Origin of the sequence: Kitasatospora purpeofusca (assembly GCF_036010405.1) — a bacterium.
Classification (GTDB): domain Bacteria; phylum Actinomycetota; class Actinomycetes; order Streptomycetales; family Streptomycetaceae; genus Kitasatospora; species Kitasatospora purpeofusca.
Genome location: NZ_CP108561.1, coordinates 7,576,220 through 7,601,360 on the forward strand (window position 1 = coordinate 7,576,220; position 25,141 = coordinate 7,601,360).

Genomic DNA, 25,141 nt, shown 5'->3' on the forward strand with positions numbered 1-25,141 from the left:
GACCTCCCAGGCGGGCGGGAGGTTCAAGCCGTCCCAGGCGGACCGGATTCGCTCCTCCTCCGAACGGGGGTGCTCCTCGGGGAAGTAGGGGAAGAGGTCGGGGTTGCTGGCGATCCAGTCGGCCATGATGACGATGCCGGTCAGCAGCACCTGCACCGGCTGGGGCAGCTTGAGGCCCTTGACGGCGGCCAGCAGACCGTCGGCGCCGAGTACCGCCGTGCACGCGTCGAGCAGCTCGAACTGCACGTCGCGCCAGAGCTTTTCGCTCGCTCCGGGAGTACGGATCAGGTCCTCGCGCGATTCGAGGTCGTGCAACTGCCCGTGCCCCGGCGGCACCCCGTGGTGCCCGCCGACCACCACCGCCAACTGCCCGGCGGCCCGGTGCTTCCACCCGTGCCGCTCCACCAGCCATTCCTGGAGGATCAGTTGACCGGCCAGCCCGTGCGGAGCCAGCCGCCGGTCGTCGCCGTACTGCTTCGGATCACGCATTGCCAGCCCGGCTGCCCGCATCCGGTCGGCGAGCCCGTCGACCTGACATGCGAACGCGGGCGTGGCCTTCCCGGCGTCGTGCACGGTCGCCAACCACACGGCGAGTTCGCGTGCCAGTGTCTGGCTTCCCCCGAGCGCCCCCGCGATCAACTCCCGCACATTTCTCGGAAGCCACTTGTCCCACAGCGACCCCGCGACGGCCCCACTGTCCGCCATGTGCCGCCACAGCGGCATCCACCCGGAGGTGTCCCTGTCGGACTTGGCCCAGACGGTGCGAGCGGCATCGGAGAGGCGCGCGGACAGTTCTGGACCGGAAGGCTTTCCCGTCACGCCGCCATTCAACAGGGCCTGCGGGCGGGCTCTGATTGAACGATCGGTAGTGATCGGATCTGATTGATGATGAGTTCTGGCGTCAGTATTTGCTTGATCCCTCCTCCGGCTTTCTTGACGGCAGGCCCATGGGTCGGCAATGGCAACTCCGTTCGTGGGCAGGGGATGCGATCCGGCGCCGGGTGAGGGCTACGAAGCCCGCTTGGACCCGTGGCGGTGTGCGGGCCCGGCGGCAGCCGCGACAACCACCAGGGCGACCAGGGTGGCGACACCGAGCCGGACGCCGGCATCGGCTCGGGCGCTCGACCCTGTCCCAGCCGTCACATGCGCAGCTGCGACGATGCCGACGGAAGATCTCCATGGGGGTGGCGAAGAAGTGGACCCTCCGGTCCCAGGTGGGGTCCGGAGGGCCATCGCCGCAGGCGCGGGAGTAGTTGGTCGTCTGTTCGATGTTGGGTTCGCCGGCGGGGTCGTCCCCCAAACGTGGGGAACGACTGGACATCGCTCACGCTGAAATCGGCGTGAGGTTTCGTTCGGTTCCGCTGGTACTGGTCGTGCAGCACGTGGCGAGCGGACCTCGGGTCGAGTGGGCTGCCGACCTCAATCGTTCGTCGGCAGTCCCGCCTCGGCGCCCAGCAGGCCGAGTGTGCGGCGCAGCGCCTCCCGCTCGGGGCCGGTCAGCGAGGCCGTGAGTTCCTCGTCCAGCCGGTGTGCGAGGGCGGTGCAGTCGGCGAGCAGTTCCCGCCCGGCATCGGTCAGCGCGAGTACCTGACGGCGCCGGTCCGCCGGGTCGCGCACCCGGTCCACCGCGCCGATCCGCTCCAGGTGGTCGGCCAGGGAGACGACCAGGCTGGGTGCCACCGCCATGATCCGGGCCAGCTCCAGCTGGGACGGTGGCGCGCCGGAGTCCAGCGCCGCCATCACGCCGACGTGTTTGGGCTTGAGCCCGAGCTCCGCCAGAGCGGTGGTGAACCGCGCCGTGACGATGCTGCCGAGGGTGCCGAGCCGGAAGACCACGGAGGCGGTCAGCGGCAGGGGGTTGACATCATTCACGCGAGGAACGCTAGCATGCACTAACGATTCACACTTCGAACGATTCGAGGGCTGACCAAATGCTCCGTTCCACCTCCACCGCTGGCCTAGGCATGCGCGCCATGGTGATCGCCAACGCGGCCGGCGCCGCGGTGTCCATGGCTTTCAGTGCCGCCGGCCTGCTCTCCCCGGGGCTCGCCCTGTCCGGCGGGGCCGACGCGGTCACCCCGCTCGCCGACCTGTACGCCCAGCTCTACGCGGCCCGCGCCCTGCCGCTCGGCGCAGTCCTGCTCCACCAGCTGCTGATCAGTCGGACCGGCCGCGGTCTCACGCCGCTGCTGCTGGTCGGTGGCGCGGTCCAGGTGGCCGACGCGGCCATCGGCGTCTCGTCCCACAATCCCGGCATGGTGGTCGGCGGCACCGTGCTCGCCGCCCTCCACCTGGGCCTCGCCGCCCGCCTCGCCCGCTCCGCCCACGGCATCGGCCCGACTGGCATCCCGGCCCCGGAGGCGGCCTGACGGCGGGTGGCGGGCGAACCGGCCCCGAAGGTCTATGCCTTGCGCGCTGCGCTACCGGCCGAGCCGCGCCCGCCACCACTCGACGGTCGCCCCCAGCGCCTCGTCGATCGGGGTAGACATCTCGCCGAAGGTCGCGGTGTACGTGTGGGAGTCGAGCACGAACGGCCGGTCGAACTGGTACTGCACCTCGCGCAGTTCCCCGAGCATGGGGTTGACCAGGCCGGCCAGGTGGAGCGGCCACCAGGGAATCCGGCCGACCTTGGTCGGCGGCAGGCCCGCGAGCCGGCACAGGTGTCGGACGGCCTCCCGGGTCGACAGTGGCGGGGCGGTGGGAACGTGCCAGGCGCGTCCCCACGCCCGCTCGTCGGTACCGAGCCGTACGAGCGCACGGGCGATGTCGGGGATGTAGGTGAAGCTGTGCGGCGCGTCCGGGTTGCCGATCAGCCTGACCGCACGGCCGGCCAGGAGTGCGGGCATCATCCGCTGGGCGAGGTGGCCGGCCTCGGTGACGCCGGGTCCGAAGAAGTCCGAGGCCCGCGCCTCCGCGACGCGGATCCGGCCGGCCCGGTGCCGGGCCAGCGCGTCGCGCCACATGCCGATGCGGACCCGGGCCTTGGGGCCGGTGCCCGCGAGCGGCAGGTCCTCCGTCATGGGGGTGTCGACGGGGCCGTAGCCGTACAGGTTGCCCATCGTCACCAGCACCGAGCCGGCGGACTCCGCCGCGTCGAGGAGGGCGTTCGCGATCGGCGGCCAGTCGGTGGGCCACCGGTGGTACGGCGGGTTCGCGCAGTTGTAGATCACGTCGGCGCCTTTGGTGGCCTGCCGGAGTGACGCCGTGTCGGTGACGTCGAGCGCCGTACTCCCGTCGCCGCCGGAGCGACTCAGGACGACGACCTCGTGCCCCTGTTGGTCGAGCAGTCGCGCGGTGGTGGCGCCGACGGGGCCCTTGCCGATGACGATGTGCCGTGCCATGCAGGTCCTCCTTGGAATTGCGAGAGCAGTGTTCTCGTCGTTGAGGAGTGTTCTCGCGCTGGTGGGGAGAAGTCAAGAGCGGTGATCTCGATTGTGTGCACTGCTCTTGAATGGCAGGATGGGCGGCATGACGGCATCGCAGACCGCGCGGCAGCTGGCCCGCGCCGAGCTCACTCGCGCGATCAAGGAAGCCGCCACCCGCCAGCTCGCCGAGACCGGGGCGGCCGCGCTGTCGCTCCGCGCGGTGGCGCGTGACCTGGGCCTGGCCTCCTCGGCGCTGTACCGCTACTTCCCCAGCCGGGACGCCCTGCTCACCGCGCTGATCGTCGACGCGTTCAACGCGATCGGGGCGGCTGCGGAGTCGGGAGCAGCGTCCGCCGCTCCCGCCGATCCGGGCGTTCGGTGGCTCGCCGCATGCCGGGCGGTCCGCCAGTGGGCCCTGGCCCACCCGCACGAGTTCGCCCTGGTCTACGGCTCGCCCGTCCCCGGCTACCGGGCCCCCGCCGACACGGTCGACCCCGCCACCCGGGTCACCCGCCTGATGGCCGGCCTCGTCGTCGAGGCACACGCCTCGGGCCTCCTGCGCCCCCCGGCGCAGCCGCTCCCCGGGCCGCGACTCGTCGCCCAACAGGTGCTCGACGGCGCGGGCGGGGCACCGGCCGAACCGTACGCGGACCTGGTGGAACGGTCGCTCACCCTGTGGATCTCCCTGATCGGCACGATCAGCTTCGAGCTGTTCGGCCATCTGAACAAGGTGATCACGGACTTCCCCGCGTACTTCGACGCCGCCATGACCATTGCCGCCGAGGCAATCGGGCTCCAGGTCCTGCCGCCTCCGCCTGCGTGACCAACCCTGCACGCGCGGGGAGCAGGCAGGCGCCGCACCGGTAGCGCCAGCTCATCGGGACCAACCCCGCAGGCGCGGGGAGCAGAGCTTGACGGCCTTGAGCGGGTCTTTCTCCCGGGGACCAACCCCGCAGGCGCGGGGAGCAGCGACGACGGCGGCGCCCGCCAGTACTGCCACAGGGACCAACCCCGCAGGCGCGGGGAGCAGGTTCGTGAGCTGGGGTGTTGTCACGCGGGGGTGGCGGTTTTGGCAACTTCCTTTGAATCGGGCATTCTTCGCAATCCGGCGACAGTGCGGGGCGATCTCAGGCTACCCGGCACGGCAGATCGAGGGAGGGCAGATGTGGCGAGTCTCCAGGGGCACGGGTGGGTCGGATGCTAGGCCAGTGCGGTGGCGACCAGCCTGGCCGCGGCGGCGATCAGTGGTTCGTCCGCCGGGGCGTCGGGGGCGTGCTTGGTGGAGAGCACCGTCAGCACGATCGGGCCCACGCTCTGCGGCCAGGTGACTCCGGCGTCGTTGGTGGTGCCGTAGTTGCCGGTGCCGGTCTTCTCGGCGACGGCCCAGGTGCTCGGCAGGCCGGCGCGGAGGCGGTTGGCGCCCGTGGTGTTGCCCAGGAGCCACTTGGTCAGCCGTTGCCTGTCACGCGCGCCGAGGGTCGGACCGAGGGTGAGGCGGGCGTAGGTGAGGCCGAGGGCGTGGGGGCTCGTGGTGTCGGTGAGGCGGCCCGGTTCTGCGGAGTTGAGGGCGGGTTCCCAGCGGTCGAGGCGGGTCACGCGGTCGCCGATGGAGCGGCAGAACCGGGTGATTGATTCAGGGCCGCCGAGTTCGCGGAGGAGGAGGTTGGCGGCGGCGTTGTCGCTGTACTGGAGGGCGGCCGCACACAACTCCTCGACCGTCATGCCGGCTTCGAGGTTGGCGGGCAGGCCGGTGATCGGTGCGTAGCCCGAGTCGGTGACGTCCTTGGCCGTGTAGTGCAGTCGTCGGGCGAGGAAGGTACCGTCCCGGTCGAGGTCCCTCAGTACCGCGGCCACGGCGATCGTCTTGAACGTGGAGCACAGGGGGAACGGTTCGTGCGCGCGGTACGCCACCGTCCGGCCGGTGGCGATGTCCTTGGCGAAGACGCCCAGTCGTGCGGAATACGCCCCTTCGAGGGTACGCAGTCGATCCGTGAGTTCGCCGCCGGGCGCGGGTGATTCCTGCGCGAAGGCACGCCCTTCGCCGGACAGGACGGTGACGGTCGCGGCCGCCGCGGCGATTCCGCCGAGAACCTGCCGTCGGCCCGGTCGACGATTCATGCCGCCTCCTTCTCGTGTTGGTGGCACCGAATTCCCCGACAGGGATCGTTCGGCGTTCCATTTCCAGGACGTCGAGGGGGAGGTGATGAGTTCCAGGGCTATCGGGACAGCCTTTCGACGGCTGCCAGGACCTTGGCCGGGCCGTCCTCGGTGGCGAGAGCGGTGGCGAGGGTGTGGGCGTGGGTGCGGTGGTGGGGGTTGTCGAGGGTCTGGCGGATCGCTGTGGCGAGGCGGGGGGCGGTGAGGTGGGGGAGGGGGATCGGGCCGGGGGAGGTGCCGAGGCGGGTGAGGCGGGCGGACCAGAAGGGCGCGTCGAGTTGGGCGGGGACGGGGACGCTGGGGGTTCCGGCGCGCAGGGTGGCGGCGGTGGTTCCGGCGCCGGCGTGGTGGACGGTGGCGGCCATCCGCGGGAAGAGCCAGTCGTGGGGGGTGTCGTCGATGGTGAGGACGTCGTCGTTGTCGTCGGGTGCGGTGAGGCCGCTCCAGCCGGACTGGACGACGGCGCGGACGCGGGCGGCGCGGACGGCGGCGAGGACGGTGGCGGTGAGACGTTCGGGGTCGGGGACGACGAGGCTGCCGAAGCCGATGTACACGGGTGGCGGTCCGGCGGCGAGGAAGTCCAGGAGGCGGTGCGGGGGTTGCCAGTCGGGGTCGGTCCGGGGCCACCAGTAGCCGGTGACGCCGAGGGAGGGGTGCCAGTCGGCGGGCCGGGGGACGACGCGTGGCGAGAAGCCGTGCAGCACGGTGCGGTTGCGGCGGCCGCGTGCCACAGAGCTGGCGGGCAGGCCGAGTTGGCGGCGGAGCCCGCGGACGGCGGGGGCGAAGAGCCGGTCGACGGCGGCCTGCACGGCGTGGCCGGCGAGCAGGTTGCCCGGTCCGCCGAGGGATCGGGTGCCGGTGACGGCCGGTGCGAACTCGCGGGTGGGGGAGAGGGGTTGGAGGTGGAGGGCGATGTTCGGGATGCCGGCGGCCTCGGCGACGGCCTGGCCGAGGTCGGCGGTGGTGCTGGTGGTGAGGAGGAGGTCGGCGCCAGGTTCTGCGGCGGCGGCGATGCCCGCGCCGAGGGCGGGCATGAACGATCGGGCGAGGCGCACCAGGTGGAGGAGGCCGAGTGGTCCGGCGCCGGACCGCAGGAGCTGCTGGCCGTGGGCGGAGGCGAGTTCGGCGCGCGGGTCGATCGGCAGCGGGCGGAACTCCAGTCCGCAGGCGCGGACGGAGTCGGCGAAGGTCGCGTGGGTGGCGAGGGCCACCTGATGGCCGGCCGCCTGGAGGCGGGCGCCGAGTCCGGTGAACGGGGCGACGTCGCCCCGTGAGCCGGCGGTGGCGATCAGGATGCGCATGGCCGCAGTATTCCGGGGCAGTCGGGTCCCGAGAAGGGCGCCACGCCAGCGGTGCACGGCGGGCTGCGGGCCTTCGCGCGCGGACGTGCCGGGTGCGGATGTCCCGGTGCGGACGTGCCAGTGCGGATGTCCCAGCGCGGACGTGCCGAGTGCGGTCGTGCCGGGCACGGAACCGTCCGGGGCCGGTGAGGCGTCCCAGCAGGTTGTACGGCGTGCACGGGGCCGCCGTACGGCTCGAAGGGCGGTAGGACGCATGAGCTTCGTCGCATGGATCGTGCTGGGCCTGGTGGCTGGGGCCCTGGCCAAGCTGCTGCTGCCGGGGCGGGACCCGGGGGGTCTGGTGGTGACCACCCTGATCGGTGTCGCCGGGTCCTTCGTCGGCGGATGGATCTCCGCGAAATTCCTGGACCGGCCGGTGACGGCGCAGTTCTTCGACCTGGCGACCTGGGGGGCCGCGATCGGTGGCGCCCTGGTGCTGCTGATCCTCTACCGGCTCGTCTTCGGCAACTCCCGCAACTGACGGCGGGCCGGCCACCGGGGCGCAGCGAAGAGTCGGGAGGACGGGCCGGACCGGCCGCGCGGGAGACGGCGCGGCCGGTTCTTCGCGTCCTGTGCCGGGCGGGGAGCGGTCAGGCCCTGGTGGCCAGGCCGCCGAGGATGAGCCGCCAGAGGGCCTCGAACCGCTCGCCGGCGGCCGGGTCGGACCAGCTCGCCGCGTGGGCGGGGTTGTGGAAGTGGGCGGTCGCCTCGAACACGGCGCGGGCGGTCGAGCCGACGTGCGCGGTCGGGTCGGTGGAGGCGGACTGGAACTCCCCGCTCTCCACGCCGTCCCGGACGATGTCGGCGATCTGGGCGATCAGCGTCCCGATGTGGGTTTCGACCGTGCTGCTGTTCTCGCCGACCAGCGTCATGTAGGTCGCGAACAGCTGAGGGTCGTCCAAGGCCTTCCGGCGCTTGGCGGCGAAGAGCGTGGCCAGCCAGCGGTGCAGGCGATCGGCGGCCGGCCCGGTCTCGTCGGTGATGAGGCGCAGCTCGTCGTGGGCCTGGTCGAGCCAGCGTTCGGTGACGGCCTCGCGCAGCGCCGCCTTGCTCGGGAAGAACCGGTAGACGCTGCCGTGGCTGACACCGAGCGTGCGGGCGACGTCGACGACGGTGGCCTTCGCCGGTCCGAACCGCCTGAGGACGTCCTCCGTCGCGCTCAGGATCTGCTCGGCGGTCAGTGCGTTGTCCGGGCTCACGGGGAGGTACGTCCTTACGGGTGCGGCGTCCGTCCGCCGGGGTGCGGCGGACGGACGGCCGACCGGTCGGCGGCCGCTCGGGGGCGGGGCCACCGGTCGGCCTGCGGTTGGTACGGGTGCTGACGGCCCCGCCCGGAGCGGGTTGCCGACACGGCCGGGACCGCGACTCAGTGCTCGCTGTCGAGATGGGCCATCTGAGCGGCAGCGTACCTGTCGCCGGCCGCGGACCCGGCGGGGACCGCCGGCTCGATGGCCGCGAGGTCGGCCCCGGTGAGGGTCACGTCGAGCGCTCCGAGGGCCTCGGTGAGGCGGTCGCGGCGGCGGGCGCCGACCAGCGGGACGATGTCCTCGCCGCGCGAGGCGACCCAGGCGATCGCGATCTGCGCGACGGTGGCGTTCCGTTCGGCGGCGACCGCGCGCAGGGCGTCGACGAGCCGCAGGTTGTGGGTGAGGTTGTCGCCCTGGAAGCGGGGGCTGTGGCCGCGGAAGTCGGTGCCGGCCAGTTCGCGGTCGTTCTGCCAGTGGCCGCTGAGCAGGCCGCGCGAGAGCACGCCGTAGGCGGTCACGCCGATGCCGAGCTCGCGCGCGACGGGCAGGATCCCGGCCTCGACGGAGCGGGAGATGAGCGAGTACTCGATCTGGAGGTCGCTGATCGGGTGGACGGCGGCGGCGCGGCGCAGGGTGTCGGCGCCGACCTCGGAGAGGCCGATGTGGCGGACGTGGCCGGCCTCGACCAGCTCGGCGATCGCGCCGACGGTCTCCTCGACCGGCACGGCCGGGTCCAGCCGGGCGGGGCGGTAGATGTCGATGTGGTCGGTGCGCAGGCGGCGCAGGGTGTAGGCGAGGGCGGTCTTGACCGCCGCCGGGCGGGCGTCGTAGCCGAGCCACTGGCCGTCCGGGCTGCGCTGGGCGCCGAACTTCACGCTGATCCGGACGTCCTCGCGGTCGCGGCCGCGCAGCGCCTCGTGGATCAGCAGCTCGTTGTGGCCCATGCCGTAGAAGTCGCCGGTGTCGAGCAGGGTGACGCCGGCGTCGAGGGCGGCGTGGATGGTCGCGATGCTCTCGGCCTCGTCGGCGGGGCCGTAGAGGTCCGACATGCCCATGCAGCCGAGGCCGAGGGGGGAGACCGTCGGGCCGGTGGCGCCGAGCTTGCGCGGGGGGAGGTAGCGAGGGTTCTGGGTGGTGGACATGGGTCAACGATGACACGACGACTGACAGATTTCAAAATCTGTCATCTGAAATCTGTCAGCTGTTATTCGTCGATCACCGGGGCCCGCGTCCTCGGCGCGCGGCCGACGGCGGCCGTCAGTCGCTCACCCGGCTGCGGTTCTCGTACGCCAGGTCGAGGTACTCGGGATGCCGGAGCATCCACCCCTTGATGAACGGGCACGTCGCCAGGACCGCGACCCCCCGCGCCCGTGCGTCGTCCAGGGCCGCCCGGGCCAGCGCCCCGCCGACGCCCTGCCCCTCGTAGGCGGGCTCGACCACCGTGTGCGGGTACACCACCAGCCCGTCGCTGCGCAGGTACTCGGCGAACCCGGCCAGGGCGCCGTCCGACCATGCCTCGAACCGGCCGGCACCGTCGGTGTCACGGATCGTGACTGTCATGGCGGACTCCTCGCTGCTCGATCCACTGCTCGGCCCGTCGGCCGGGCCGGGGCCGCCCGGTCCATCATCGAGCGGGCGCCGCGACCCCGCTCGCCGGGCCGTCGGCACTTGCGGCGGCGGCAGCCGGTCCACTCGCGCCTGGTCCACCCGCACCTCGTCCACCCGCACCTGCTCCACCCGCCGCCGCGCCCGCGGGCCCCGCGCCCGGCGCCGACCGGCTCCCGCCCGGGGCGCGCAGCAGATGGGCCCGCGCCGGCGGGACGTTCCGCCACACCACCCGGCTCCCCAGCCCGTACTCCTCCTCGAACCGGCGCAGCAACCGCACCACCGCCCGGTGCCGCACGCTCTGCCGGGGGCCGGACGACAGCAGCCGCGCCGCCGACGTCCCCAGATAGCCGAAATACGTCAGCTCGCCCCCCGGCACCAGCAGCTCCAGGTAGAGATCGAGGATGCGCCGCACCTCCGCCGGCTCGAAGTTGGTGAACGGCAGCCCCGACACGATCACGTCGTACCGTTCGGCCCCCGCTCCCGACCGACCGTCGACGCGGCCTCCGTCCCCGGCGGGAGGCGGGCCGCACCCGGGCAGGTCCTGCACCCGGCAGGTCGACAGCCGCAGGCCGAGATCCGCCCCGCGCCGCGCCAACTCCTCGTCCGTCCGCAGCCGTTCGGCGAACCGTGGATTGGGCTCCACCACGTGCAACCGGTCTCCCGCCCGCAGCACCCGGACCAGCCGCCGCGTCACCACACCCGTCCCGGCCCCCACCTCCAGCACCGAGAGCGGCCGGTCCGGACGGCTCGTCGCCGGGACCGTCAGCGCGTTCACCAGGCCCGCCCCGCTCGGCGCCACCGCGCCCGTCAGCCGGAACGTGCGCAGCGCCTCGGACAGGAAGAGCCACCCGTCACCGCCGCCCGCTCTCCGCCGCCCGGCCCGAGCGGTCGCGGTGTTCGCGTTCTCCGTGGTGCCGGCGGGGGAGACGGGCCCGCAGCCGAGCTGATGTGTCGTCATGACAGCGACGCTAGAAAGAGTCCGACCTGCCCGGAACGGCCGAAGGATGCCCCGCACCCCCGACGAAAGTCGAGGGTGCCGATGGCCGATCGGCAGGGGTGGCGCACCCTCGGTCCGTCGTAGCATCGGGGCCCGGACGACGGACGGAAGGAGGCGCGATCCGCGTGAACAACCAGCAACGCCTGCTCGGTCGGTACGCCCCCGGCCGGCACCGCACGACCGAGACGCTGCTCCTGCTGACCGTCCTCGTGCTCGCCGTCGAGGAGAGCCTCGCCCAGTGGCACGTCCACGACCTCCCCTGGCGCCCGCTGCGCATGGCCGGAGCCGTCCTCGCCCCACTGTCCCTGCTGTCGGCCCGCCGCCACCCGGTCGCCGCCGCCGTGCTCCCCGTCCTGTTCAGCGGACTGCTGAACCGCGCCTTCCCCGGCCTGTTCAGCCTCTACCACCTGGCCTCGACGGGCCGCTCCGGCCCGGCGCTCGCCGCCGCGGTCGTGCTCGCCGGGCTCGGTGCGGTCCGTGCCGACTCCCTCGCCGACTGGGCCGGCACCACCGGCTCCCAACTCCTGGTCGAGGCGGCCGTCCTCTCCCTCGGACTGTGGCTGCACAGCCGCCGCATCCTGATCCGGACCCTGAACGCCAAGGTCGAGGCACTCGGCCGGGAGCGCGAACTCCGGGCCGAACAGGCCCGCTCCGCCGAACGCGCCCGGATCGCCCGCGAGATGCACGACGTCCTCGCCCACCGGCTCAGCCTGCTCGTCCTGCACGCCGGAGTGCTGCGCGACCGGGCCCGGGCCGGCACCGTGGCGGACGACCCGGAACGCCTCGCCCACCGCCTCGAACTGCTCAGGTCCACGGCCGCCCGCTCGCTCGACGACCTGCGCGACGTTCTCGGCGCGCTCCGGGCCGATCCGCCGGTGCCCCTGGGGGCGACCCGGTCGGCCGGTTCCGTCGAACCGGACGGTGACGCCGGGGTATTGGACTGTGTGCGAACGGACTCCGGGCGGGGGAGCGCGGAGGCGAGTACGGGACCGGGCGCCGAGCCGGGCCCAGCGCCCACCGGGGCGGGCGCCGCGCTGCTCTCCGCGCCCGTCGTTCCCCGCCCGTCCGTCGCCGCGCCCGCCCTGCGGGACCTCGCCGAACTCGTCGCCGAGGCCACGGCCTCGGGCCAGCGCGTGGAACTGGCCCTCGCCGGTGACCCGGAGGCCGTCCCGACCACCCACCGGCTGGCCGTGCACCGGGTCGTCCAGGAGGCGTTGACCAACGCGCGCAAGTACGCCCACACCGCCCCGGTCACCGTCCGCGTCCGGTACGGCGCGCCCGCCACGACCGTCGAGGTGTGCAACGGCGCGGGAGACCCGGCGCCGTCCGGTGCCTGCACCGGGGGCGGTTACGGCCTGGTCGGGCTCGGCGAGCGGGTCGGCGCGCTCGGCGGCCACTTCGACGCGGGCCCCGACGGCCGGGGCGGGTTCCGTCTCGCCGCCCGCCTTCCGGCACCGGACCGGCTCCCGGTCCGGCCACCGCTCGACCCGCCGGCCCCGCCGCCCGCCTCACCACCCGTCCCACCGCCGGTCCCACCGCCCGGCCGGTGTCCCGCCCCGGCGGCCGCCCGCCCGCGGACCGGCCCGAACCCACCGAGCGAGGCGACGTGATCCGCACCATGGTGGTCGACGACGACGCGCTGGTCCGGCTCGGCCTCGTCGACCTGCTCGCCCAGGACCCGGAGCTGACCGTGGTCGCCGAGGCCGCCGACGGACTGGAGGCCGTCGAACTCGCCGCCCGCCACCGCATCGACGTCGCCCTGATGGACATCCGGATGCCCAGGCTCGACGGCATCGCCGCGACCCGGCGGCTCCGCGCCCTGCCGGACGGTCCGCGCGTCATCGCGCTCACCACCTTCGACCTCGACGAGTACGTGTACCGGGCCTTGGCGGCCGGGGCCGACGGCTTCCTGCTCAAGGACACCCCGCCCGCCGAGATCGCCCGCGCCGTCCACGTGGTCGCCGGCGGGCAGGGGATGCTCCACCCGGCCGCCGCCCGCCGCCTCATCGACCGTTACCACCGCACCGGGGAGCCACGCGCGGTCGCGGCCCGGGGCCGCCTGGAGGGGCTCACGCCGCGCGAGGGCGAGGTGCTGCGCGAACTCGCCGTCGGCCGCTCCAACGCCGAGATCGCGGCCGTCCTCGGGATGCGCGAGAGCACCGTCAAGGCCCATGTCAGCCGGATCCTCACCGGGCTGGGCGTCGGCAACCGCGTCCAGGCGGCGCTGCTCGCCCGGGACGCAGGGGTGGTGGGTGACGGCGGCACGGTGGGCGACGGCGGCTGACCCGACCGATCTCCCCTCGTGCGACGATCCGTCCGCACTTCTCCAGCATCGCCTGGGAACACGGTGGTTTGCCCCGAATCAACCGCCCCCGGATCAGCGCCGCGCGGTAGTCGACGCCGATCCGCCGTCACCCATCTGGCTTGGAAAAGGCGCGCCTTGGCGTCCTGTGCTGCCGAACCCCGGCCCCGGGTCCATGGTGGAGGTGGGCGCGATCCGGCGACCGCGCCCGCGCGCCGAGCCGGGTTCGCATGTCGTGCGCCGACCGCCGTTCAGCGGCCGGGCGACGGGGCGGATCCCGACCCCGGCACGCTGGGAGCAGGGCCACCTCGCAGGAAACCGAACGGTTCTTCTAGGCTCACATCTCGGCTTCCCTGTGGTGGCGTGTCGTTCTGCGCCCGCCGCAAGGGAAGCCGCCGTCCACGGAGGCTCCGGGACGATCGGGGCCACCGGATCGAGCGAGGAGGACGCACATGCCACACACGCCGCCCAGCCGTTCCAACGTACTTGGAACGGACGGACCCTCTTGGTGTCCCGCCGTCACAGTCGGGCCCGTCGGCCCGGTGACCTGGTCGGAGCGGACCGGCCGTCCCGGTCGATCCGCGCGGCCGCTGTATACCGGCGGCGGCCGCGGAGGCAAGCGTTGAGTCCTCAAGCCGTCCGCCCCGCCACTCCCGCAGCAGGCCCCGTGACCGCCGCGACCCCCGTCCCCGCCACTGCCCCGGTGGCCGTCGCCGCTGGCGCGACCACCGCCCCGGCCGCCCCGACCCCGGCGGCCACCACCGGATCCGCTGCAGCGAGCACCACCACCACGAGCACCGCCATCGCGAGCGCTGCCACCACGAGCACCGACAGCACCACGACGGTCACCACGATGACGGCCGGCGCCACCACTGCCGCCGTCACCGCGACAGCAGCCACCACTGCCTTCACCCCCGTCGAGCCGACCAGGACCGCCGGCGCCGCAACCGGCACGGCCGCCTCCGGCACCGTGAGAACCGGCACCGCCCGAACCACCCTCGCCCCGGCCGCCCCCACACCCGCCGCCGCGCCACCCACCGCAGCGGCCCCCCACACTCCGGCCGTCCCCGACAGCGAGGGCCAAACCGGTCCCACCGCCGCTCTCCCCGGTCTGCCCCAGGCCCTCAGCACCCGCGCCCGCACCCTCGCCGGAGCCGTCCGGCGACGCTGCGCGGACCTGGCCCGGATCGAGTCCCCCAGTGGCGACGCACCCCGACTCGACGCCCTCGCGGAGGAGTTGGCCGCCGGATTCCGGGCCACCGGCGCCACGGTCCAGCGCGAACCGGGCCCGGCCGGCGATCACCTCGTTCTCGAATGGGAGGGCCGCGACGAGAGCCTGCCGCACCTGCTCGTGGTCGGTCACCACGACACCGTCTGGCCGGCCGGCATCCTCACCGACTGGCCGGTCACCGAGCAGGACGGCACCCTGAGCGGTCCCGGCGTGGTCGACATGAAGGGCGGACTCGCCATCCTGGAGGGAGCCTTCGCCCTGCTCGCCGACCTCGGCCAGCGCCCCCACCGCACGGTCCGCCTGGTCGTGGTCTCCGACGAGGAGGTCGGCAGCCCGGACGGCAGGCGCCTCGTCGAACGCCAACTGCGGGACGCCGCTGCCGTACTGGGCCTCGAACCGCCGCACCCGGACGGCCGGCTCAAGACCGCCCGCCGCGGCTCCACCCGGGTGCGGCTCACCGTCACCGGGCGCGAGGCGCACGCCGGCAACGACGCCGCCGACGGCGTATCGGCAGTGGACGAACTGGTCGACCAGCTCGTCGCCGTCCGCGGCCTGACCAGCCTCCCCGGCACCGAACTGAACGCCGGCCGGATCAGCGGCGGCAGCCGGGCCAACGTGGTGGCGGGCCGGGCCGAGGCGGAACTCGGCCTGCGCTTCTCCACCACCGAGGCGCAGCGCCGGACCCTCGACAACCTCGCCCGCCTGACCGCGCTGCGGCCGGGCGCGCGGGTGCGGACCGAGGTGCTGTCCAGCCGCCCGGCCTGGCCCGAGCGCTCCGCGAACCCGCTGCTGCGCCACGTCCGTTCGCTGGCGGCGGTGCTGGGGCAGCAGTTGGACGGCGCTCCGGCGGGCGGGGCGGGCGACACCAACCTGCCGGGCTCGCGCGGACTCCCCACGCTCGACGGCTTCGGAGCTGTCGGCGGGGGCGCGCACGCCCGGCACGAGCACATCCGGATCGACCAGTTGGCACCGAGGATCGCCCTGCTGGCGGCGCTCCTCGCCGTCCCGCTCCCGCGGCTGCGCGACCGCTCGGAGGGGTGACGGGGCGGGGAGTCCTGGCCGGTGCTCCCGGCCGGTGACGGCTGACGGTTGACGAGTGACCGTCGGCCGTCGGAGGACAACTGGCGGCAGCCGACGGCCGGCAGATGGTGACATCTGTCGGCCGTCGGCTGTTCAGTGCTGTTCGGTTTCCCTGCCGGTGTCCTCTCCGGTGTTCTCTCCGGCGTCCGCGAGCAGCGGGAAGAGCCGGGTGACCGCCGCGACGGGGTGCGTTCCGGCGCGCGGTTCGCGCTGCCGGTAGGGCGCGAGCAGGGCGCGGACGGCGGCGCCGAGGTCGGCGAGCTCGTCGCTGGTGAGGTGCAGGACGTCGCTGGAGGTCTGGTCCCGCTGCCACTCGGCGGGCGCGGCGGACCGGTTGGCGAGCCAGTGGCGGTAGCTGCTGTCCTCCAGCTCGGTCGCCAGCTCGGGGGTCAGGTCGCCGCCGGTCCGGCCGGCCGTCGGCGTGCCCGGCTCGGAAGGCATCAGCGACCCCTCCCAGCGCAGCCGCCACGGACGGGAGCGGCCGTCCACGGTCGGCGCCTCCTCGACCAGCCCGTACCGGGCCAGCTGTCGGAGGTGGAAGGAGCACGTTCCGGAACTCTGGCGGAGCATCTGCGCGGCCTGGTTCGAGGTGATGCTGCCCCACTCGGCGATCAGGTCGAGCAGTGCGGCGCGGACCGCGTGCTGCGGCAGCGGCCGGGACGGCGCCCCGCTCTGGACGGCGGCCGGTTCGGCGGGGGTGTTGCTGTGGGTGGTCACTTTGCAAAGACTCCACTTTGCAAAGTTATTTGGCAAGTCCGGATCGTGTCGATCCGTGGTCAGGCCAGTGTTTGCAAGGCTTGTGGAGTTATCGGCGGCGTTCGGCGGGGCTCCGGCGAACGCCTTCCCAGACTTTGCAAAGTGCACACTTTGCAAAGTGTGGGAGAGTGGCGAGCAGTGGAGCCGGTGTCGGATCCTGCGCGCCGCGGCGCCGCATCCGACACCGCGGCGCGGAGAGCGCCACGAGCCGGGTACTCGGGAATCCGGGTTGCCCGGCAATGCGGGAGCCCGGGATTCCGGGAACGCGACCCGCAGGACTGCACGGACGCACGGGACCGCAACAACCCGGCAGCGCAGCAGCACCACGGAAGCCGCAGGCACAAGGAGGGGGAGAAGGTCATGGCGCGACACGAGTCGGCGAACCGGACGGGGACGACCCGGAGGCAGATGGGGCAGGTGAGGCAGGTGCGACTGCAGGGCGAGGTGCAGGCGGCCTACCCCGAGGTGCCGCCGGAGGCCCTGCGGGGCGAGGTGCGACGGGTCACCGTCGTCGGGGAGGAGGTCCTCCACCGCCGGTGCCGGGACGTGGCGGAGGACGAGTTCGGCACGCCCGCGCTGGCGCGGCTGATCGACGACATGTTCGCCACCATGCGGGTCGCCGAAGGCGCCGGACTGGCCGCTAACCAGATCGGCGTCGACCTCCAGCTCTTCGTCTGGGACTGCTCCGACGAGGACGGCGTCCGCCACGTGGGCCACATCCTCAACCCCGTGCTCGACGAGCTTCCCGCCGGTGAGCGGCGACTGGTCGAGGCGGAGGAGGGCTGTCTGTCCGTCCCCGGCCCGTACGCGGACCTGGCCCGTCCGGACCGGGCGGTGGTCCGGGGCCGGGACCTGGACGGCCGGCCGCTGGTCGTCGAGGGGCGCGGCTACTTCGCGCGCTGCCTCCAGCACGAGGCCGACCACCTGGGCGGCGGCCTCTACATCGACCGCCTCGCCGCCCGGGAGCGGCGCGCGGCGCTGCGCCGCATGGAGGAGCGCAAGGCGGAGGTGTTCGCCGGGCGGGCCGTCCGCGCCGAGGAACTGGCCGCCCTGCGTCGGACGTCGGCCTGACCCAGGTCTTCCGCGCCGTCGGTGAGCGGCCGGCGGCGACGCGTTCCACTCGGCCGGGCCCGAGCCCCCCAGGGGCCCGGGCCCGGCCTTCGCCCGCTCCTGGCCCCGCCCCGCCGGGTCACGAGCAGCTGCCCGCCCCCGGGCCGCTGCCCCGTCCCCCGAGCCGCTGCCCCGTCATCGGCGGTGCTCCCTTGTCAGTCGCCCGTCCCACCGCGCACAATGGTACCGACCGAACGGTCAGTCGGTTGGCGGCCCGCCGACGGGTGGGGACACAGGCAGCGAAAGGGGACCGTGGTGACAGCAGAGGTGGCCGAGCGGCCCGGGGCATCGCCCGAGGACGCGTTCGAGGCCGTCATCGCCGCGGAGCAGCGCATCGAGCCCCGCGACTGGATGCCCGACGCCTACCGGGCGACCCTCGTGCGCCAGATCGCCCAGCACGCGCACTCCGAGATCATCGGCATGCAGCCCGAGGGCAACTGGCTCACCCGCGCCCCCTCCCTGCGGCGCAAGGCGATCCTGCTCGCGAAGGCCCAGGACGAGGCCGGTCACGGCCTCTACCTCTACGCCGCCGCCGAGACCCTCGGCGTGGACCGCGCCGAACTCACCGAGAAGCTGATCTCCGGCCGCCAGAAGTACTCCTCGATCTTCAACTACCCGACCCTCACCTTCGCCGACGTCGGTGTGATCGGCTGGCTGGTCGACGGCGCCGCGATCTGCAACCAGGTCCCGCTCTGCCGCTGCAGCTACGGCCCGTACGCGCGCGCCATGGTCCGGATCTGCAAGGAGGAGTCCTTCCACCAGCGCCAGGGCTACGAGCTGCTGATGACGCTGATGCGCGGCACCGAGGCCCAGCGGCGGATGGTCCAGGACGCGGTGGACCGCTGGTGGTGGCCGTCGCTGATGATGTTCGGCCCCTCGGACGCCGCCTCGCCGAACACCGCCCGTTCGATGGCCTGGCGGATCAAGCGGCACACCAACGACGAGCTGCGGCAGCGCTTCGTCGACATGACCGTGCCGCAGGCCGAGCACCTGGGCGTCACCCTCCCCGACCCCGGGATGAGCTGGAACGAGGAGCACGGCAGCTGGGACTTCGGCGAGCCGGACTGGTCGGAGCTGAACCGGGTCATCCAGGGCCAGGGCCCGTGCAACGCCCAGCGGGTGGAACGGCGGCGGGTCGCCCACGAGGACGGCGCGTGGGTCCGCGAGGCGGCCACCGCGTACGCGGAGAAGCGCCGCGCCGAGGCCCGCACGAGTACCGCGACCGGCACGAGTACCGCGACGGGCACGAGCACCGGGACGGACGCCGGTACGGCCTCGAACCCCGGCACGAAGACGGAACAGGAGAACGGAAAGTGACCGAGTCCAAGGCCGGCTGGCCGCTCTACGAGGTGTTCGTGCGCCCCCGGCGGGGCCTGAACCACGTGCACGTCGGCTCCCTGCACGCGGCCGACGGCCGGATGGCGCTGCTCGCCGCCCGCGACCTCTACACCCGCCGCAACGAGGGCGTCAGCCTCTGGGTGGTCCGCTCCGACGCCATCACCGCGTCCACCCCGGACGAGCGCGACCCCTTCTTCGCGCCCAGCGGCGACAAGGTCTACCGCCACCCGACCTTCTACGACATCCCCGAGGATGTCCCGCACATCTGACCGGGAGCAGCCGAACCATGACCGACGACCACGTGTACCTGAGCCTCGCCGAGGCGTCCCCCGAGCCCGAGGGCGAGGGCCGCTGGGCGTACGGGACGGGCTTCGCCGACCCACTGCTCGGGGTGGACACCGCCGTCCCGCCCGGGCTGGACGGGACCGACCTCGCGGCCTACTGCCTCATGCTGGGCGACGACGCGCTCGTCCTCGCCCAGCGCCTCATCGAGTGGTGCACCCGCGCGCCCGAACTTGAGGAGGAGGTCGCGCTCGCCAACCTCGGCCTCGACCTCCTCGGCCAGGCCCGCCAACTGCTCACCCGGGCCGGGCAGGCGGACGGCTCCGGGCGGACCGAGGACGACCTGGCGTACTGGCGCGAGGAGAACGAGTTCCGCAACGTCCGCCTGGTCGAGGCGCCGAACGGGGACTTCGCGTACTCGATCGCCCGCCTGCTGCTGTTCTCCACCGTCCGCGGCGCCCTCTACGAGGCGCTGGCCGGGCACGCCGACCCGGTGCTGGCGGCGGTCGCGGCGCGCGGGGTGAAGGAGCTGGCCTACCACCGCGAGTACGCCACCGCGTGGACGCTGCGCCTCGGCGACGGCACGCCGTACTCGGCCGCGCGGATGCAGGCCGGTCTGGACGCGGTCTGGCCGCTGCTGGAGGAGCTCCTCACCGCGCACCCGGTCGAGCTGCGGGTCGGCGTGGACCCGGCGACGCTGCGCGAACCGGTGCTGCGCTCACTGGCGGCGGTGCTGGCGGAGGCCGGGCTGACCGTGCCGGACGTGCCGGGGCTGGCGACCGTCGGCGGCCGGGCGGGCCGGGACGGGGTGCACAGCGAGGCCCTGGGTCTGCTGCTCGCCGAGATGCAGGTGCTGGCCCGCGCGCACCCGGGCGCGACGTGGTGACGGCCGTGGCCGGGGAGCGCGCGTCGAGCGGGGCGGCCTGGGCGGTGGCGGCCGCCGTGCCGGACCCGGAACTGCCGATGCTGACCCTGGCGGACCTGGGAGTGCTGGCCGACGTCGAGGTGGCCGGGGGCCCGGAGGACCCGGTGGTGACCGCCTGGCTCACCCCGACCTACTCGGGTTGTCCCGCCGTCGCCGAGATGGCCGCCGATGTGGACCGGCGGTTGCGCGCGGCCGGGTTCGCGGACGTCCGGGTCCGACTGCGGCTCGACCCGCCGTGGTCGACCGACCTGATCACCGCCGAGGGCCGGCGCAAGCTCGCCGAGGCCGGCATCGCCCCGCCGCGGCCCGGGGGCGGCGCGGCGGGCGGCGTCGCCACCCTGCTGAGCCTCGGCCCGACCCGGGTCGCGGCCGCCGCGCCCGTCGCCTGCCCGCTCTGCGGCGGTAGCGACACCGAGGAGCTGTCCCGCTTCGGCTCCACCGCGTGCAAGGCGCTGTGGCGCTGCCGCGAGTGCCGCGAGCCTTTCGAACGCGTCAAGGAGATCTGAATGGCCGCCGTCCCACCCGCAGCAGTCCCACCCGCAGCCGGCCCGTCGGCGGTCCCGGCAGCGCCGGCAGTCCCGCCGTCCGCCGAGCCCTCGCCCGTCCGTCCGGCCCGCCGACCGGCGTTCCACGCCCTGCGGATCGCCGCAGTGGAGCGCCTCTGCGACGACGCCGTCGCCGTGACCTTCGCGGTGCCGGACGGGCTCACGGAGGCGTTCGCCTTCCGGCCGGGGCAGACCCTGACGCTGCGCCGGGTGGTGGACGGGGTCGACGAGCGCCGCTCGTACTCGATCTGCGCCCCCGTCGGCGGCCCGCTGCGCATCGCCGTGCGCGAGGTGCCGGGCGGCCTGTTCTCCCGCTGGCTGGTGCGGGACGCCGGGCCTGGCGAGGAGGTGGAGGTGCTGACGCCGTCCGGCCTGTTCACCCCCGACCTCGGCGAGCCCGCCGACCACGTCCTGCTCGCCGCCGGCTCCGGCATCACGCCGATGCTGTCCATCGCCGCCTCCGTGCTGGCCGCCGACCGCGCCTCCACCGTGACCCTGCTCTACGGCAACCGCCGCAGCGACACCGTGATGTTCGCGGACGAGCTGGCCGACCTGAAGGACCGCTACCTGGGCCGCTTCCAGCTGGTCCATGTGCTCTCCCGGGAGACCCGGGACGCCGAACTGCTCAGCGGCCGCCTCGACCCGGAGCGGGTCGAGGCCCTGCTGCGGGCGCTGGTGGACGTCCCGGCCGTCGGCCACTGGTGGCTCTGCGGGCCGTTCGGGATGGTCACCGGGGCGAAGGAACTGCTCGGCGGTCTGGGCGTGCCGACGGACCGGGTGCACCAGGAGCTGTTCCACGCCGAGGACGAGCCGATCGGCGAACGCGCCGACGACACCCCGGGCGCGACGGAGGGTGCCGAGGGCGTCGAACGCAGCGAGGTCACCGTCGTCCTGGACGGCCGGGGCAGCACGCTCAGCCTGCCGCGCGACCGCTCGGTGCTGGACGGCGCGCAGCGTTCCCGGCCGGACCTGCCGTTCGCCTGCAAGGGCGGGGTGTGCGGGACCTGCCGCGCCCTGGTCACCGAGGGGGAGGTGTCGATGCGGCGCAACTTCGCCCTGGAGGAGAAGGAGTTGGCGGCCGGCTACGTCCTCACCTGCCAGGCCCGTCCGGTGACGGACCGGGTGACGGTCGACTACGACCGCTGACGGGCGCCCGGCCGCGCCCGCCCCGGCCGCGCCCGCCCGTCCCGGACTGCTGGCGCTACCCGGCCGCCACCGCGACGGCAGCGGCCGGGGCGGCGGCCGGGGCGCCGAGCAGCCCCACGATCTCGTTGACCGCCGCCCGACCCGCGCGGTTGGCGCCGACGGTGCTGGCGGACGGCCCGTAGCCGACCAGGTGGACCCGGGGGTCGGCGGTGGCCCGGGTGCCGGTCAGCGCGATGCCGCCACCCGGGGAGCGCAGGCCGAGCGGTGCGAGGTGGCCGACCTCGGGACGGAAGCCGGTCGCCCAGACGATCGCGTCGACGGCGAGTTCCTCGTCCCCCCAGGCGACCCCGTGCTCGGTGAGGCGGTCGAACATCGGCCGCCGCCGCAGCGCGCCCAGCTCCTCGGCGCGGCGGTAGGCCACCGACGGTCCGAGCCCGGTCACGCTCACCACGCTGCGCACCGGCAGCCCCTGGCGGACCCGCTCCTCGACCTGGGCGACCACGGCGCGCCCGTACTCCGGGGTGAACGGACCGGCGTGGTAGACCGGCGGGGTACGGGTGGCCCAGACGGTCTCGCCGACCGCCGCGACCTCCGACAGCACCTGGATCGCCGAGGCGCCCCCGCCCACCACCAGGACTCGCTTGCCGGCGAACTCCTCCGGCCCCCGGTACGCGGCGTAGTGCAGCTGCCGCCCGGCGAACCGGCCCGGGTAGTGGGGCAGGAAGGGCCGGGTCCAGGTGCCGGTGGCGTTGATCAGGGCCCGGGCCGACCAGGTGCCGGAGTCGGTTTCGACCAGCAGTCGGGCGTCGGGCCGCGCCGACTCCGAGCGCACCGACAGGACCTTGACCGGGCGCACCACCGGGAGCGCGTGCTGCGCCTCGTACGCCGCGAAGTACCCCGGGACGACGTCGCGCGCCGCCGCGTTCGGGTCGACTTCGGGCAGTTCCACGTCGGGCAGGTCGTGGAATCCGTGCACGGTGGCCATCCGCAGCGAGGGGGACCGGTGGGCCCAGGCGCCGCCGGGGGCGTCGTCGGCGTCGAGGACGACGAACCCGCCGCCGGTGTCACCGGCCCCTCCCGCCCCGCCGAACTCGCCCGTCCCGCCGCCCCGGACGGCTTCGCGGTACGGGGCGAAGCCGCGGCGGCGCAGGTGGTAGGCGGCGGACAGGCCCGCCTGGCCCGCGCCGATCACCAGGACGTCGACCCGGCGGACCGGGTCGGAGTTGGTTGCACCGTAAACAGTCACGCGGGTGAAACATCCGGTGCGCGGCGGGTGTTCCCGGCCGCCTCCGGACCGGGAACACCGGCGTCCGCGAGCCCCTCCGCCGTCGGGTCCGGGCCGGGCCGGAGCAGACCGGGCCGGACCTCCCCGACCCCCTCGGCTCAGGCCGTGGCCGGGGAGATCACCACCGCCGTGCCGTACGCGCAGACCTCCGTACCCGCGTCGGCCGCCTCCGTGACATCGAACCGGAACATCAGCACCGCGTTCCCGCCGCGCGCCTTGGTCTGCTCGACCAGCCGCTCCATCGCCTCGTTCCGGCTCTCCACCAGGGTCTTGGTCAGGCCGCGCAGCTCGCCGCCGACCAGCGACTTCAGCGAGGCACCGATCTGGCTGCCGATGTGGCGACTGCGCACGGTCAGGCCGAAGACCTCGCCGATCACATGGTCCACCCGGTAGCCGGGGATGTCGTTGGTGGTCACTACCAGCACCTGGGCGTCCGGGCGCTGCCCGCCGCCGTACTCGTCGATGTTTGCCATGGCGCCCATCCTGCGGGCGGTCCGACGCCGCCGAACAGAGGCGCGCGGGGGTGCGCCCGGGAGAAGGCGGAGCAGTGACGGCGAGAACGCGTAGGGTAGCCGGAACAGACCGGTGATCGGACGGCCGAAAGGCCGTACCGTAGCCCCATGGGCGAGCGAAGCGATCATCCACAGGGGCCGGGCGCGGCGGAGGACTCCGGCGCGCAGGAGATCGAGGCGACGGTGGTCCTGGGACTGCGGATCACGAACTGGCCGGCGCTGCGCGCCGCGGCCATCGCGGCCGTGGAGGAACTGGACTTCGAGGGCATCGATCCGGCCGGGCAGCGCCGTGAACTGCTGCGCGAGGTGGCCGAGGACGCCAACGCGGCACTCGGCGCACTGCTGCACCCGGACCGGCTGGTGGCGGCGATCCCCGGGGTCGAGGCGGTCGGCGGCACGCTGGAGATCAGCGTCACCGAGGACTTCGCGCCGGACTTCGCCGAGCTGTTCCCGCTGGACGGCGACGAGGAGGGCGGCAACGCGGCGGGCGACTGGACGCTCACCCCGCGCACCGCGTGCCTGCTCCACGCCCAGCTGCTCGGGCTGGCCGACGCCGCCTACGACGACCTCGACGAGCACGAGGACGAGCCGGTCGCCGACGGCGAGGAGGCCGACTGGACGGTGTTCGGGAGGCTGCCGCAACGCACTTGGCGGCTGCACCGCAACTGGCGCCGGTCGATGGCCCGCACCTTCGACGACCTCGCCGACGACCTCGCGCTCGGCGAATGGCCGCTGCCGCGCTGCCTGGCGGAGGAGATCGCGCTGCGGATGGCCCTCGTCGACGCCCGGACACTGCTCGGCGCGCAGCCCGAGTCCGTCGCCGACATGATGGGCGATCTGCCCGCGGACCTGTACGACTACGACTGGGACGGCTGCCACGACGAGCTGTTCGGCGTCTACGGACCGGACGACGGCGACCCGGAGCTGACCGCGGAGCAGCGAGCCGAACTGCTGCTCACCGCCACCCACCCGGAGGGCTGGTTCCTGAACTACGAGGACGCGGAGGAGCGGGAGGCGCAGCGCGGCTACCGCCGCTGACCGCGAGCCGCTGCCCGGGAGCCGCCGACCGCGAGCCGCCGACCCGGCGCCCGGCGCCGGGTGCCGGGTGCCGGGCGCCGGGCGCCGGGAGCCCCGAGGTGATCGCCCCGGGGCGGGGGCTGGCATGCTGGTCGGGTGACCTCACCGTTCGACGCCCCCGTTCCAGACCCGATGCCCGAGGACCGCGACGCCCGGCAGCAGTACGTGCTGCCGCTGGTCGTCCGGATGGAGCGCGCGACGCCGCCCGGCCGGACCGACGCGCTGGAGACCTCGGCGCGGGCGGTGCTGACCCTGCTGAACGACCCGCGGGTGGTCGAGGCGGAGGGCGAGTGGGCGGAGCGGGTGCTGGCCTGGGAGGACGCGCGGATCCGCAAGGTGGTCCGGCGGGCGCGCGGCGGCGAGTGGCGCCGGGCCGGGGAACTGCCCGGCATCACGGTGACGGGGCTGGAGGCGGAGGTGCGGGTGTTCCCGCCGGTGCCGCTGGACGGCTGGCCGAAGGAGCTGGCCAAGCTCCAGGTGTCGGGCACCGACCTGGAGGAGGCCGGTCCGGTCGGCGCCGCGCCCCCGGGTGTGCCGGTGCTGTGGCTGAACCCGGAGCTGGAGATGAGCGCCGGCAAGACGATGGCGCAGACCGGCCACGCCGCGCAGCTGGCCTGGTGGCGTCTTGACGAGGCCCGGCGCAAGGAGTGGGCGGAGAGCGGCTTCGCGCTCGCCGTCCGCACGGCGACGCCGGAGGCCTGGACGGAACTGGTGGCGAGCGGCCTCCCGCTGGTGCAGGACGCGGGCTTCACGGAGATCGCCCCGGGGAGCAGCACCGTGGTGGCGGACCACCCGGCGCTGCGCGACTGAGCGGTGTCGGCGGACGCCCGGTGTCGGT

The 25,141-nt window shown here is 74.1% G+C and carries 25 protein-coding genes and 1 pseudogene; 14 read left to right on the top strand and 12 right to left on the bottom strand.

Annotation, left to right across the window (positions count from 1 at the left end; all coding sequences use genetic code 11):
• Nucleotides 1–150: 150 nt before the first annotated feature.
• Nucleotides 151–723, bottom strand: a pseudogene (locus OG715_RS42615) (CRISPR-associated endonuclease Cas3''); the annotation flags it as partial.
• Nucleotides 724–1,419: 696 nt separating this feature from the next.
• Nucleotides 1,420–1,872, bottom strand: a complete 453-nt coding sequence (locus OG715_RS33125; protein ID WP_266273609.1) for a MarR family winged helix-turn-helix transcriptional regulator — start codon at nt 1,870–1,872, stop codon at nt 1,420–1,422.
• A 101-nt stretch (nt 1,873–1,973) separates the two neighbouring features.
• Between OG715_RS33125 and OG715_RS33130 the strand changes: the two genes are divergently transcribed.
• Complete coding sequence (locus tag OG715_RS33130) at nt 1,974–2,369, top strand: hypothetical protein (RefSeq protein WP_266273608.1); 396 nt, start codon at nt 1,974–1,976, stop codon at nt 2,367–2,369.
• A gap of 51 nt (nt 2,370–2,420) precedes the next feature.
• On the opposite strand, the gene OG715_RS33135 is transcribed toward OG715_RS33130, so the two are convergent.
• Nucleotides 2,421–3,341, bottom strand: a complete 921-nt coding sequence (locus OG715_RS33135; protein WP_266273607.1) for an NAD-dependent epimerase/dehydratase family protein — start codon at nt 3,339–3,341, stop codon at nt 2,421–2,423.
• 127 nt (nt 3,342–3,468) lie between these two features.
• Between OG715_RS33135 and OG715_RS33140 the strand changes: the two genes are divergently transcribed.
• The gene (locus OG715_RS33140) at nt 3,469–4,188 is read left to right on the top strand and encodes a TetR/AcrR family transcriptional regulator (protein WP_266273606.1); all 720 of its coding nucleotides are present in this window, start codon (nt 3,469–3,471) and stop codon (nt 4,186–4,188) included.
• A 377-nt stretch (nt 4,189–4,565) separates the two neighbouring features.
• On the opposite strand, the gene bla is transcribed toward OG715_RS33140, so the two are convergent.
• Both bla and OG715_RS33150 read right to left on the bottom strand, forming a co-directional pair.
• A complete protein-coding gene (bla, locus tag OG715_RS33145) occupies nt 4,566–5,483 on the bottom strand; it encodes a class A beta-lactamase (protein ID WP_266273605.1) in 918 nt (305 codons plus the stop codon).
• 98 nt (nt 5,484–5,581) lie between these two features.
• Nucleotides 5,582–6,823 (bottom strand): glycosyltransferase, encoded by a 1,242-nt coding sequence (locus OG715_RS33150; protein WP_266273604.1) that lies wholly within the window; start codon nt 6,821–6,823, stop codon nt 5,582–5,584.
• A 253-nt stretch (nt 6,824–7,076) separates the two neighbouring features.
• Between OG715_RS33150 and OG715_RS33155 the strand changes: the two genes are divergently transcribed.
• Nucleotides 7,077–7,343 (top strand): GlsB/YeaQ/YmgE family stress response membrane protein, encoded by a 267-nt coding sequence (locus OG715_RS33155; protein ID WP_266273603.1) that lies wholly within the window; start codon nt 7,077–7,079, stop codon nt 7,341–7,343.
• A gap of 109 nt (nt 7,344–7,452) precedes the next feature.
• Here OG715_RS33155 and OG715_RS33160 read toward each other — a convergent pair whose 3' ends face one another.
• The 4 genes from OG715_RS33160 to OG715_RS33175 all read right to left on the bottom strand — a co-directional run bounded on the left by OG715_RS33160 (nt 7,453) and on the right by OG715_RS33175 (nt 10,675).
• Complete coding sequence (locus tag OG715_RS33160) at nt 7,453–8,061, bottom strand: TetR/AcrR family transcriptional regulator (protein ID WP_266273602.1); 609 nt, start codon at nt 8,059–8,061, stop codon at nt 7,453–7,455.
• Between the two features lie 167 nt (nt 8,062–8,228).
• Nucleotides 8,229–9,251, bottom strand: coding sequence for an aldo/keto reductase (locus tag OG715_RS33165; RefSeq protein ID WP_266273600.1), 1,023 nt, complete (start codon nt 9,249–9,251; stop codon nt 8,229–8,231).
• Nucleotides 9,252–9,366: 115 nt separating this feature from the next.
• The gene (locus OG715_RS33170; RefSeq protein WP_266273599.1) at nt 9,367–9,669 is read right to left on the bottom strand and encodes a GNAT family N-acetyltransferase; all 303 of its coding nucleotides are present in this window, start codon (nt 9,667–9,669) and stop codon (nt 9,367–9,369) included.
• Nucleotides 9,670–9,733: 64 nt separating this feature from the next.
• On the bottom strand, nt 9,734–10,675 hold the full coding sequence (locus OG715_RS33175) for a class I SAM-dependent methyltransferase (protein ID WP_266273597.1): 942 nt from the start codon (nt 10,673–10,675) through the stop codon (nt 9,734–9,736).
• 164 nt (nt 10,676–10,839) lie between these two features.
• Here OG715_RS33175 and OG715_RS33180 point away from each other — a divergent pair, with 164 nt between their 5' ends.
• The 3 genes from OG715_RS33180 to OG715_RS33190 all read left to right on the top strand — a co-directional run bounded on the left by OG715_RS33180 (nt 10,840) and on the right by OG715_RS33190 (nt 15,288).
• The gene (locus OG715_RS33180) at nt 10,840–12,324 is read left to right on the top strand and encodes a histidine kinase (RefSeq protein ID WP_266273596.1); all 1,485 of its coding nucleotides are present in this window, start codon (nt 10,840–10,842) and stop codon (nt 12,322–12,324) included.
• Nucleotides 12,321–12,998 carry a response regulator gene (locus OG715_RS33185; RefSeq protein WP_266273595.1) on the top strand — a complete coding sequence of 226 codons (678 nt, stop codon included), beginning with the start codon at nt 12,321–12,323 and terminating at the stop codon, nt 12,996–12,998. The genes OG715_RS33180 and OG715_RS33185 overlap by 4 nt, the downstream gene beginning before the upstream one ends.
• Before the next feature lie 685 nt (nt 12,999–13,683).
• A complete protein-coding gene (locus OG715_RS33190; RefSeq protein WP_266273594.1) occupies nt 13,684–15,288 on the top strand; it encodes a M20 family metallopeptidase in 1,605 nt (534 codons plus the stop codon).
• Between the two features lie 132 nt (nt 15,289–15,420).
• Here OG715_RS33190 and OG715_RS33195 read toward each other — a convergent pair whose 3' ends face one another.
• The gene (locus tag OG715_RS33195; RefSeq protein ID WP_266273593.1) at nt 15,421–16,044 is read right to left on the bottom strand and encodes an ArsR/SmtB family transcription factor; all 624 of its coding nucleotides are present in this window, start codon (nt 16,042–16,044) and stop codon (nt 15,421–15,423) included.
• A gap of 456 nt (nt 16,045–16,500) precedes the next feature.
• On the opposite strand from OG715_RS33195, the gene def reads away from it, so the two are divergent.
• From def to paaE, 6 genes are all read left to right on the top strand, one after another.
• Nucleotides 16,501–17,154, top strand: coding sequence for a peptide deformylase (gene def, locus OG715_RS33200; RefSeq protein ID WP_266273592.1), 654 nt, complete (start codon nt 16,501–16,503; stop codon nt 17,152–17,154).
• Between the two features lie 219 nt (nt 17,155–17,373).
• Nucleotides 17,374–18,510, top strand: coding sequence for a 1,2-phenylacetyl-CoA epoxidase subunit PaaA (gene paaA / locus OG715_RS33205; protein ID WP_407661045.1), 1,137 nt, complete (start codon nt 17,374–17,376; stop codon nt 18,508–18,510).
• A complete protein-coding gene (gene paaB / locus OG715_RS33210) occupies nt 18,507–18,800 on the top strand; it encodes a 1,2-phenylacetyl-CoA epoxidase subunit PaaB (protein ID WP_266273590.1) in 294 nt (97 codons plus the stop codon). Before paaA ends, paaB begins: the two co-directional genes overlap by 4 nt.
• Nucleotides 18,801–18,817: 17 nt before the next feature.
• A complete protein-coding gene (gene paaC, locus OG715_RS33215) occupies nt 18,818–19,699 on the top strand; it encodes a 1,2-phenylacetyl-CoA epoxidase subunit PaaC (RefSeq protein WP_266273589.1) in 882 nt (293 codons plus the stop codon).
• Nucleotides 19,700–19,704: 5 nt separating this feature from the next.
• On the top strand, nt 19,705–20,244 hold the full coding sequence (paaD, locus tag OG715_RS33220; RefSeq protein WP_266273588.1) for a 1,2-phenylacetyl-CoA epoxidase subunit PaaD: 540 nt from the start codon (nt 19,705–19,707) through the stop codon (nt 20,242–20,244).
• Nucleotides 20,245–21,429: a 1,2-phenylacetyl-CoA epoxidase subunit PaaE gene (paaE, locus tag OG715_RS33225; RefSeq protein ID WP_266273586.1), complete on the top strand. Its 1,185-nt coding sequence runs from the start codon at nt 20,245–20,247 to the stop codon at nt 21,427–21,429.
• A 55-nt stretch (nt 21,430–21,484) separates the two neighbouring features.
• On the opposite strand, the gene OG715_RS33230 is transcribed toward paaE, so the two are convergent.
• On the bottom strand, nt 21,485–22,675 hold the full coding sequence (locus OG715_RS33230) for an NAD(P)-binding domain-containing protein (protein ID WP_266273585.1): 1,191 nt from the start codon (nt 22,673–22,675) through the stop codon (nt 21,485–21,487).
• Nucleotides 22,676–22,812: 137 nt separating this feature from the next.
• Nucleotides 22,813–23,187, bottom strand: coding sequence for a YbjQ family protein (locus OG715_RS33235; RefSeq protein ID WP_030391935.1), 375 nt, complete (start codon nt 23,185–23,187; stop codon nt 22,813–22,815).
• A 147-nt stretch (nt 23,188–23,334) separates the two neighbouring features.
• Between OG715_RS33235 and OG715_RS33240 the strand changes: the two genes are divergently transcribed.
• Nucleotides 23,335–24,264, top strand: coding sequence for a hypothetical protein (locus OG715_RS33240; RefSeq protein WP_266273584.1), 930 nt, complete (start codon nt 23,335–23,337; stop codon nt 24,262–24,264).
• A 171-nt stretch (nt 24,265–24,435) separates the two neighbouring features.
• The gene (locus OG715_RS33245; RefSeq protein ID WP_266274623.1) at nt 24,436–25,113 is read left to right on the top strand and encodes an aminoacyl-tRNA hydrolase; all 678 of its coding nucleotides are present in this window, start codon (nt 24,436–24,438) and stop codon (nt 25,111–25,113) included.
• Nucleotides 25,114–25,141: the final 28 nt, after the last annotated feature.